A 10,076-nucleotide genomic window follows, 5' to 3' on the forward strand; every position below is an offset into this window, starting at 1 on the left:
GCAGGTTCAGGGCGGGGCCGCCCCCCGCGGCCCCGCCCTGAACCTGCGCAACCCGGTCTTCGCCACCGAGCGCGAGCTGCTCAAGCTCGCCCTCCAGCGCCCGGAGCTGGTCTCGCCGGCCTTCGACGCGTACGGCGTCGACGAGTTCACCGCCCCGCCCTACGCGGCGGTGCGCCAGGCCATCCTGGACGCGGGCGGCGCCGAGTACGGCGTCCAGGACCCGCAGGAGTACCTGATCCGCGTCCGCGATGCGGCCCCCGACGACACGGTCCGCGCCATGGTCACGGAGCTGGCGGTCGAGGCGATCATGCTGCACCGGGGCGTCAAGGACGTCGACGAGACCTACGCGGGCGCCCAGCTCGTCACGGTCCGCCGCCGCGCGGTCGAACGCCGCATCCGCGACATCACCAGCCGCCTCACCCGCCTCGGCAACCACGGCGACCCGGGCGAACTCGCCGCCGTGCAGAACGAGTTGTGGGTCCTCCAGCAGTACGACCAGGCCCTGCGCGAGCACGGCGCGGGGGCCCTGTAGCCACCCGTTCCCCCAGGAGACACCCCGCGTCCCGTAGAGGCAGGGGGCCTTCCGGATGACCGCGCCGTGACGGGCCGGACGCAAAAAGTCATCGCACGCCCCTCGTGGTGACGATGTGTCGTACCCCACACTGGGGGCGGTGCCTGAGTCCTCGGAGCGCGGCCGGCCCGTCGATGACGGGCCGCACACCCCCGCGGTTCCGCTCATCGCGTACGGGACGGACAGCGGCGAGGCCGTCGACTCCGCCCCTGAAGTACCGCTGCCCCACCCCCAGGCAGCGATCATCCTGGAGGTCGCCCCCGTGCAGACCCAGACCCTCACCCAGACCGACACCGACGTCGTCGGCGCAGCGCCGGACGCGGATCTGCTGGTGGCGATGCCCGCGCAGAGCCGCGTCGGACAGCGCCCCGGGACCGGTCCCGAGCCTGAGCCGACGGAGGCCGTGGAGCCGGCCGAGCCCGTCGAGCCGCCGGTGCGGCCGGAGCCCGGCGGTCCCACCTCCGACCTGTTCCGCCAGTACCTGCGGGAGATCGGCCGCATCCCGCTGCTCACCGCCGCCGAGGAGGTGGAGCTGGCCCGCCGGGTCGAGGCCGGCCTGTTCGCCGAGGAGAAGCTGCGCCTCACCCCCGACCTGGACAGCCGGCTCGCGCACGACCTGGACCGGCTCGTCGTCCTGGGCCGCATGGCCAAGCGCCGTCTGATCGAGGCGAACCTGCGGCTGGTCGTGTCCGTGGCCAAGCGGTACGTGGGGCGCGGGCTGACCATGCTCGACCTGGTCCAGGAGGGCAACCTCGGCCTGATCCGGGCCGTGGAGAAGTTCGACTACGCGCGCGGCTTCAAGTTTTCCACGTACGCGACCTGGTGGATCCGGCAGGCCATGTCCCGGGCGCTCGCCGACCAGGCCCGCACCATCCGCGTGCCGGTGCACGTCGTGGAGCTGATCAACCGTGTGGTGCGCGTCCAGCGGCGGATGCTCCAGGAGCGCGGCTACGAGCCGACGCCGCAGGAGGTCGCCGCCCATCTGGAGCTGCCGCCCGAGCGGGTGGGCGAGGTGCTGCGGCTGGCCCAGGAGCCGGTGTCGCTGCACGCGCCCGTGGGCGAGGAGGACGACGTCGCGCTCGGCGACCTCATCGAGGACGGTGACGCCGCCAGCCCCGTGGAGTCGGCGGCGTTCCTGCTGCTGCGTCAGCATCTGGAGGCGGTGCTGTCGACGCTGGGGGAGCGGGAGCGCAAGGTGGTGCAGCTGCGGTACGGGCTGGTGGACGGCCGGCCCCGCACGCTGGAGGAGATCGGGCGTCTTTTCGGGGTGACGCGTGAGCGGATACGGCAGATCGAGTCGAAGACGCTGAACAAGCTCCGTGACCACGCCTACGCGGACCAATTGCGCGGGTATCTGGACTGAGGTGTCCTCGCCCCCGCCGCCCCTTCCCGTCCCGTCCCGGGGGCGCCGCCCCCGGACCCCCGCTCCTCGAACGCCGGGGGGGGCTGGAAGGGGCGTCGCCGCCGGACCCCCGCTCCTCGAACGCCGGAGGGGCTGAACGCAGCCCCTCGGGTGAGAGGTGTCAGTCCACCTCGGTGACCGCCTGAGCGAACTGCGCCTTGTAGAGGCGGGCGTACGCGCCGTCCGCCGCCAGCAGCTTGTCGTGCGCGCCCTGTTCGACGATCGCGCCGTTCTCCATCACCAGGATGGTGTCCGCGTCGCGGATCGTGGACAGCCGGTGCGCGATGACGAACGACGTGCGGCCGTGCGCCAGCCGGGCCATCGCCTTCTGGATCAGCACCTCCGTACGCGTGTCCACGGAGCTCGTCGCCTCGTCCAGCACCAGGATCACCGGGTCCGACAGGAACGCCCGCGCGATGGTGATCAGCTGCTTCTCGCCCGCGCTGACCCCGCTGCCCTCGTCGTCGATGACGGTGTCGTACCCGTCGGGCAGGGTGCGGACGAACCGGTCGGCGTGCGCGGCCCGGGCCGCCTCCTCGATCTCCTCCCGGGTGACCTCGCGGGACGCGCCGTACGCGATGTTCTCCGCGATGGTGCCGCCGAACAGCCAGGTGTCCTGGAGCACCATGCCGATCCCGGAGCGCAGGTCGTCGCGGGACATCCGCGCGATGTCCACGCCGTCCAGGGTGATCCGCCCGCCGGTCACCTCGTAGAACCGCATCAGCAGGTTGACCAGCGTGGTCTTGCCGGCGCCGGTGGGGCCGACGATGGCGACCGTGCGGCCCGGTTCCACCGTCAGCGACAGGTCCTCGATCAGCGGCTTCTCCGGGTCGTAGCGGAACGACACATGCTCCAGCTCCACCCGGCCGCGCAGCAGTTCGGGCCGCTCGGCGGGCGAGGGGTCGGCCTTCTGCTCCTCCGCGTCGAGGATCTCGAAGACCCGCTCGGCGGAGGCCACGCCCGACTGCACCAGGTTCGCCATCGACGCGACCTGCGTCAGCGGCATCGAGAACTGCCGCGAGTACTGGATGAAGGCTTGCACGTCACCGATGGACAGCGACCCGGAGGCCACCCGCAGACCGCCGACGACGGCGACCAGCACGTAGTTGAGGTTCGACACGAACATCATCAGCGGCTGCATGACACCGCTGTTGAACTGGGCCTTGAACCCCGCCTCGTAGAGCGCGTCGTTCTCCTCGGCGAACTTCCGCGCCGACTCCTCCTGCCGCCCGAACACCTTCACCAGGGCGTGCCCCGTGTACATCTCCTCCACGTGGGCGTTGAGCGTGCCGGTGGAGCGCCACTGCTGCACGAAGTGCGGCTGCGACCGCTTGCCGACGCGGGTGGCGACGACGAACGACAGCGGCACCGTCACCAGCGCGACCAGTGCGAGGATCCAGGAGACGTAGAACATCATCGCGAGCACACCGACGATGGTGAGCAGCGAGTTGATCAGCTGGCCCAGCGACTGCTGGAGCGTCTGCCCCAGGTTGTCGATGTCGTTGGTGGCCCGGCTCAGCACCTCGCCGCGCTGCCGCTTGTCGAAGTACGACAGCGGCAGCCGCGACAGCTTCGTCTGCACGTCCTCGCGCATCCGGAACACGGTGCGGTTCACGGCCCGGTTCACCAGCCGCGTCGCCGCCGCCATCAGCAGCCCGGCCGCCACGAACACCGCCGTCGCCAGCAGCAGGACGTGTCCCACCGCGGTGAAGTCGATGCCCTGACCCGGTGTGAAGTCCGTGGAGCGGAGCATGTCGGCGACCTGGTCGTCGCCGCGCTCCCGCATCGACTCCAGCACCTGCTCCTTGGTGGCGCCCGCCGGCATGTCACGGCCGACGATGCCCGCGAACACCAGGTCGGTGGCCCGGCCGAGGATCTTCGGCCCGACCACGCTGAGCGCCACGCTCAGCACCACACAGGCCAGCAGCCCGTACACGGTGAGCCGTTCCGGCGCGAAACGGGCGAGCAGCCGCTTGCTCGATCCCTTGAAGTCGATCGACCGCTGGCCGGGCGCGACCCCGGCCGTCATCCGGCCCCCAGGCCCCGCCATCAGGCCGCCTCCGCTTCCGTCAGCTGGGAGAGCACGATCTCCCGGTAGGTCTCGTTGTCCGCCATCAGCTCCTGGTGCCGTCCGGTGCCGACGACCCGGCCCTCGTCCAGCACCACGATCCGGTCGGCGTCCCGGATGGTCGCCACCCGCTGGGCGACGATCACCACCGTCGCCTCGGCCGTCTCCCGCGCGAGCGCCGCGCGCAGGGCCGCGTCGGTGGCGTAGTCGAGCGCGGAGAACGAGTCGTCGAAGAGGTAGATCTCCGGGCGCTGCACCAGCGTCCGGGCGATCGCCAGGCGCTGGCGCTGACCGCCGGAGACGTTCGTCCCGCCCTGCGCGACCGGCGCGTTCAGGCCGCCCTCCAGCCGCTCCACGAAGTCCTTGCCCTGCGCCACCTCCAGCGCGTGCCACAGCTCCTCGTCCGTGGCGTCCGGGTTGCCGTAGCGCAGGTTGGTCGCCACCGTGCCCGCGAACAGGTACGGCTTCTGCGGCACCAGCCCGACGGTACGGGCGAGCAGCGCCGGGTCGACGTCCGCCACCGGCACCCCGTCGACCAGCACCTCGCCCTCGGTCGCGTCGAACAGCCGCGGCACCAGCCCCAGCAGCGTGGACTTGCCGCTGCCCGTGGAGCCGATGACGGCGGTGACCTCGCCGGGCCGCGCCACCAGGTCGACGGCCCTCAGCACCGGCTCCTCGGCGCCCGGGTAGCGGAAGCCCGCGCCCCGCAGCTCCAGGTGCCCGTGCCGGCGCAGCTCGGTGACGGGCGCGGCGGGCGGCACCACGCTCGAGGAGGTGTCCAGCACCTCCTGGACGCGCTCGGCGCACACCTCGGCGCGCGGCACCATCATGAACATGAAGGTGGCCATCATCACCGACATGACGATCTGCATCAGATAGGCGAGGAACGCCGTCAGGTCGCCGATCTGCATGCCGCCGCTGTCGATGCGGTGCGCGCCGAACCACACCACCGCGATCGACGACAGGTTCACCACCGTCATGACCACCGGGAACATCAGCGCGAGCAGATTGCCGGCGCGCAGCGACACGTCGGTCAGCTCGGTGTTGGACCCGTGGAACCGGCGCTGCTCGTAGGTGTCCCGCACGAACGCGCGGATGACCCGGTTGCCGGTGATCTGCTCGCGCAGCACCCGGTTCACCGTGTCCAGCCGCTTCTGCATGGAGCGGAACAGCGGCCGCAGCCGGCGCACGATCAGCGTCACGCAGACGCCCAGCACCGGCACCACCGCGACCAGCACCCCGGACAGCGGCACGTCCAGGCCGAGCGCCAGCACCACACCGCCCACGCACATGATCGGCGCCGACACCATCAGCGTGAACGACATCAGGGTGAGCATCTGGATCTGCTGGACGTCGTTCGTCGTGCGCGTGATCAGCGACGGCGCGCCGAAGTGACCCACCTCACGGGCGGAGAAGGACTGCACCCGGTCGAACACCGCGGCGCGCAGGTCCCGTCCCAGGGCCGCCGCGGTCCGGGCCCCGTAGTACACGGCGCCGACGTTGCAGACGACCTGCGCCAGCGAGATGCCGATCATCAGACCGCCGTGGCCCAGGATGTAACCGGTGTCACCCTGGACGACGCCGTTGTCGATGATGTCCGCGTTCAGCGTGGGCAGGTAGAGCGTGGCGCAGGTCTGGAGGAACTGCAGGGCCACCAGGAGGGCGAGGGGTCTTTGGTAGGGGCGTAGGCGGTCACGAAGAAGTCGTATGAGCACGCTGCATCTCTCGGAGTGGACTGGCGGGGCCAACGGTTGCCCTTGGCCCCTATCGTCGAACACTCCACCCGCGTTACCTCAACCCATTTACGGGCCCTTGCCCGAGGCCCAGTGCCGGCACGACCCCGGTCCTATGCCTGCACGCCCCGGGCCTACTGCTGGAAGGCCCCAGGGTGGATCTGCTCGCGCACCGCCACGTACTGCTGGCGCACCGCCTGACCCACCGCCAGCTCCTCGCCCGGGTCCAGCACCTGCGCCACCGGACCCGGCCACACCGGCGGGGTCCGCGGATCGAGGACGCCCTGCGAGACGCCGAGCGCCCAGGCCGCCTGCCGGGCCGCGCCCGTCGCCGCGTAGTCCGCGGGCTGCGGCACGACCACCTGCGCCCCGAACAGCGCGGGCGCCGCCGCCTGCACGGCGGGCAGCTCGGCCGCGGGACCGAGCAGGAACACCCGGCGCACCTCCACGCCCCGGCCGCGCAGCACGTCCAGCGCGTCCGCGAGCCCGCACAGCATCCCCTCGAACGCCGCCCGCGCCAGGTGCTCCGGCTTCATCGACTCCCGCCGCAGCCCCGCGAGGGTCCCGGCGGTGTGCGGCAGGCTCGGCGTGCGCTCGCCCTCCAGGTACGGCAGCAGCACCAGCCCGTGCGCGCCCGGCGTCGACTTCATCGCCAGGTCGGACAGGCTCTCCAGGTCCGGCAGCCCCAGCAGTTCGGCCGTACCGCGCAGCGCCCGCACCGCGTTCAGCGTGGTGACCACGGGCAGGTGCATGCCGGTCGCGTCGGCCAGCGACGTGATCATGCCGGTGCGGTCGACGAGCGCCTCGGGGTGCACGGCCATCACCGAGCCGGACGCGCCCAGCGACACCACCGCGTCGCCGAGCCCGATGCCGAGCCCGAACGCCGCCGCCATCGTGTCCGCCGTGCCGGCGGAGATCATCAGCCCCTCGGGGGTGGTGCCGGCCGCGTCCGCCGGGCCGATCACCTCGGGCAGCATCGCCTGGTGCCCGAGCGCCAGCTCCACCAGGTCGGGCCGGTAACCGCCGGTGGCCGCCGCCCAGTAGCCGGTGCCGGAGGCGCCGCCCCGGTCGGTGGTCCGGCGCACCGGCCGGCCCAGCAGCTGCCACACCAGCCAGTCCTGCGCCTGGAGCAGCACGGCCGTGCGCGCCGCGTGCTCCGGTTCCGTACGGGCCATCCAGCGCAGCTTGGTCACCGGCTGCGCGGCGCCCGGCACACAGCCCACGGCCTGCGCCCACGACTCGCGCCCGCCGAACGCGTCGACCAGATCGGCCGCCGCGACCTGCGCGCGCTTGTCGCCCCCGGTCATCGCCGGACGGACCGTGTTGCCCTGCGCGTCCAGCGGCACCAGCGCGCCCGCCTGCGCGGACACGCCGATGGCCTGCACGCCCTCCAGCAGCCCGCCGCTCGCGGCCTCGCCCAAGGACAGCAGCCAGGCCTGCGGGTCGACGTCCGAGGAACGGCCGGCGTCGGGACCCTGCACCGGGTGCGGGGCGTACCCCTGCCTGAGCACGGCCCCGGTGTCCGTGTCACAGACGACGATGCGAGTGAAATCGGGCGCACTGTCCAGCCCGGCGACTATCCCCATACGGCGATTTTGCCGCATGGGGACAGATGCGGTGTCCGTCAGGTGTTGCTCGTGCCCCAGTCGTCCTCGGCCGGGCCGTGCGCGGTGCGCTCCCGCAGGGCGTGCACGCGCTGGGCGACCGAGTCGGGCATGCGGTCGCCGACCTTGTCGCTCACCGCGTGGTACGCCTTGTCGGCGAAGTCACGGCTCTGCTGGGCCGCGGTCTCCGCCGTGTTGCGGACCGCGGGGTTCTGCGCCAGCTGAAGCGCTGACCTCTTCATCTGCTCGTAGCGCTCCCGCCCGGCTTTCGTGCCCAGCACGTAACCCAGGACGACTCCGGCGACGAACGTGAGCCGGTATCGCATGGCGGCCACCCTTCCCGTTGTTCCAGTCTGCGTGGGTCTCCGGCGCGGCGACGGGCCGGGGAGTACCGATTGGCGGAGCACCCCCCTGCTTGCGCTAATGTATGTGTCGCAGCGAGCGCGCGCCCCCTGGCGGATACCCAGGCGGGTGCGTTCGATGCAGAACGAGGCATTCCTCCGTAGCTCAATTGGCAGAGCAGCCGGCTGTTAACCGGCAGGTTACTGGTTCGAGTCCAGTCGGGGGAGCTCGGTCCTCCGTAGCTCAATTGGCAGAGCAGCCGGCTGTTAACCGGCAGGTTACTGGTTCGAGTCCAGTCGGGGGAGCATGCTGAACGAGGACCCCGAAGGGGTCCTTTTTCATGTCCGGTTCCGTGCCCGGTTCTCGCGTCCGGTTTCGTCTCCGGTGGAACCGCGCGCGGCGCGGCGCTGTCTTCATGGTCAACAGGGCCGTACGCAGCCGACCATCCGAAGCAGGAGATCGTATGAGCGGCTATGCTGCGGCAGACGGCGCGCACACATGTACGCGACACGCCGCTATGGGGCGGTAGCTCAGCCGGTTAGAGCAGCGGACTCATAATCCGTCGGCCGTGGGTTCGAGTCCCACCCGCCCCACCATCACGTCAGGTTCCACGGAACCGCCTTTCGCCGCGTTTTCGCCGCACCGGGGTCACCCGCCCTCGTGCGTCCCCCGTACGGCGTTGTCGTCGGACGCCGTCGGCGCGTCCGACGGGTCGCGCTCCCCTTCCGCCTGCGAGGGCGTGGTGTGCACCACGTCGGGGACGGTCCATTCGCTGTCGTCCCGGTCGCCCTCGGCCTGGGACGGAGTGTGCTCGCTCATTCGTGCCGCCTCCCTGTCGCGGTGCCCGTCGTCGTCATGGCGACTACGAGTACCCCGCGCGCGGCGATGTCACCGCGCTGCGCGGCGGGCGAGGGCGCGCGCCAGCGCCGTGCGCACCTCCGGCGGCGGGGGAGTGCCCTCCGCCGCCGCGCAGGACGTCAGCGACTCGGCGACGGCCCGCAGCTTGGTGTTGGACAGCTGGGACGCCTGCCGCAGGATGTGCCACGCCTCGTCCGAGGTGCAGCCGTACGTCGCCATCAGGATGCCGCGCGCCTGGTCGATGACCGGGCGGGACGCGATGGCCTGCCGCAGCTGCTCCACCTCCTCCTGGAGCAGGTGCAGCCGCTCCTCGCGCTCCAGCGCCACCGCCGACCCTGCGGGCGACGGTCGCGGCGCGGGGGAGCGCAGCGGGTCCGTGGTGTCCAGCCCGGCCAGCTCCAGGATGCGGCGCGGCTGCCCGCTCCAGCGGGCCGTCGTGACCGGCATGGACCGCCGGCGCGCGTGCTCGCGCAGCACCTCCAGGAACTCCAGACCGGCGGTGTCCATGAAGTGCACACCGCTCATGTCCAGGTCGACCCGCGCCGTGCCGGAGGGCAGCCCGGCCAGTCTCTCCGCCAGCAGCTGGGCGCAGCCGCGCACCAGCTCCCCGCGCGGGGTGAGCAGCGCCCGGTCCGCGTCCATGCGACCGCCGATGACCAAGGTGTCCTGCCGTCCCGGGGGGAACGAAGCCGCGGAAGTCATGTCACCGCCCTGTCGGTGCTCGTGGGTGGCCGGCGTGCTGCGCTGCCGATGCGCCTGCCCGCCCTGAGCCGCGGTACACACCGCCGTGAGGGAACGGCCCGGAACGCACGAGGGCCTGCCCGCGGGGGTGCGGGCAGGCCGGAGGTGCGTCTTCGGAGCTGAGGGGGGCCTCAGGCGCCCAGGGGGTCCAGGACCATCGGGGCGATACGGCCCTCCAGCATCGCGCCGAGCCCCTCCACGGCGCACAGCTCCGGGCGCTCCGCGATGTGCACCGGCATACCGGTCGCCTGACGCAGCATCTGGTCCAGGCCCGGCAGCAGGGCGCTGCCGCCGACCATCATGATGCCCCGGTCGGCCAGGTCGGCGACCAGGTCGGGCGGGCAGTCCCGCAGCACCTTGCCGATGCCGTCCAGCACGGCGGTGAGCGGCGTCTGGATGGCCCGCCGCACCGCCGCCGTGTCCACCTTCACCGACCGGGCAAGCCCGGTGGCGACGTCCCGGCCGTGGATCTCCGTGACCTCCGGCCCCTCGGGGGTCAGCCCGTTCCCCTCCAGCGCGAGCTGGAGCGGACGCACGGACTGGCTGGGCAGCATCAGCTCGTGCTGGTGGCGCAGGTGCTGCACGATCGCCGCGTCCACCGCCTCGCCGCCCACCGGGATGCGCTCGGCCCGCACGATCGAGCCGAGCGACAGCACGGCCACCTGGGTGGCCGCCGCGCCGCACACCATGATCATGGTGGCCTCGGGGCGCTCCACCGGCAGCCCGCAGCCGACGGCCGCCGCGATCAGCGTGTCCA

General features: G+C 72.2%; 9 protein-coding genes and 3 tRNA genes. 5 read left to right on the top strand and 7 right to left on the bottom strand.

Going from position 1 to position 10,076, the window contains the following annotated elements; translation table 11 throughout:
• Both dnaG and CCN29_RS30445 read left to right on the top strand, forming a co-directional pair.
• On the top strand, positions 1-532 hold a 532-nt coding region (dnaG, locus tag CCN29_RS30440; protein ID WP_503167728.1), incomplete at its 5' end, for a DNA primase.
• A gap of 139 nt (positions 533-671) precedes the next feature.
• Positions 672-1,934: an RNA polymerase sigma factor gene (locus tag CCN29_RS30445; RefSeq protein ID WP_031018800.1), complete on the top strand. Its 1,263-nt coding sequence runs from the start codon at positions 672-674 to the stop codon at positions 1,932-1,934.
• A 160-nt stretch (positions 1,935-2,094) separates the two neighbouring features.
• Here the strand turns inward: CCN29_RS30445 and CCN29_RS30450 are convergent, their stop codons facing one another.
• The 4 genes from CCN29_RS30450 to CCN29_RS30465 all read right to left on the bottom strand — a co-directional run bounded on the left by CCN29_RS30450 (position 2,095) and on the right by CCN29_RS30465 (position 7,704).
• The gene (locus CCN29_RS30450) at positions 2,095-4,023 is read right to left on the bottom strand and encodes an ABC transporter ATP-binding protein (RefSeq protein WP_086685747.1); all 1,929 of its coding nucleotides are present in this window, start codon (positions 4,021-4,023) and stop codon (positions 2,095-2,097) included.
• The gene (locus CCN29_RS30455; protein ID WP_006129685.1) at positions 4,023-5,756 is read right to left on the bottom strand and encodes an ABC transporter ATP-binding protein; all 1,734 of its coding nucleotides are present in this window, start codon (positions 5,754-5,756) and stop codon (positions 4,023-4,025) included. The genes CCN29_RS30450 and CCN29_RS30455 overlap by 1 nt, the downstream gene beginning before the upstream one ends.
• Before the next feature lie 152 nt (positions 5,757-5,908).
• Positions 5,909-7,360 carry a xylulokinase gene (locus CCN29_RS30460; protein WP_037816817.1) on the bottom strand — a complete coding sequence of 484 codons (1,452 nt, stop codon included), beginning with the start codon at positions 7,358-7,360 and terminating at the stop codon, positions 5,909-5,911.
• 38 nt (positions 7,361-7,398) lie between these two features.
• The gene (locus tag CCN29_RS30465) at positions 7,399-7,704 is read right to left on the bottom strand and encodes a hypothetical protein (RefSeq protein WP_006129687.1); all 306 of its coding nucleotides are present in this window, start codon (positions 7,702-7,704) and stop codon (positions 7,399-7,401) included.
• A 170-nt stretch (positions 7,705-7,874) separates the two neighbouring features.
• Between CCN29_RS30465 and CCN29_RS30470 the strand changes: the two genes are divergently transcribed.
• The 3 genes from CCN29_RS30470 (at position 7,875) to CCN29_RS30480 (ending at position 8,316) form a co-directional block, all read left to right on the top strand.
• Positions 7,875-7,947: transfer RNA gene (locus CCN29_RS30470), tRNA-Asn, on the top strand.
• A 5-nt stretch (positions 7,948-7,952) separates the two neighbouring features.
• Positions 7,953-8,025, top strand: a tRNA-Asn gene (locus tag CCN29_RS30475).
• 214 nt (positions 8,026-8,239) lie between these two features.
• Positions 8,240-8,316, top strand: a tRNA-Ile gene (locus CCN29_RS30480).
• Positions 8,317-8,368: 52 nt separating this feature from the next.
• On the opposite strand, the gene CCN29_RS36405 is transcribed toward CCN29_RS30480, so the two are convergent.
• The 3 genes from CCN29_RS36405 to CCN29_RS30490 all read right to left on the bottom strand — a co-directional run.
• Positions 8,369-8,539: a hypothetical protein gene (locus CCN29_RS36405; RefSeq protein ID WP_189408311.1), complete on the bottom strand. Its 171-nt coding sequence runs from the start codon at positions 8,537-8,539 to the stop codon at positions 8,369-8,371.
• A 69-nt stretch (positions 8,540-8,608) separates the two neighbouring features.
• Positions 8,609-9,280, bottom strand: a complete 672-nt coding sequence (locus CCN29_RS30485) for an ANTAR domain-containing response regulator (protein WP_031018792.1) — start codon at positions 9,278-9,280, stop codon at positions 8,609-8,611.
• Between the two features lie 170 nt (positions 9,281-9,450).
• Positions 9,451-10,076: rod shape-determining protein (locus CCN29_RS30490; RefSeq protein ID WP_442538571.1), on the bottom strand; the 626-nt coding region annotated here is incomplete at its 5' end.

Source organism: Streptomyces pseudogriseolus, assembly GCA_002154585.1.
In the GTDB taxonomy this organism is placed as follows: domain Bacteria; phylum Actinomycetota; class Actinomycetes; order Streptomycetales; family Streptomycetaceae; genus Streptomyces; species Streptomyces pseudogriseolus.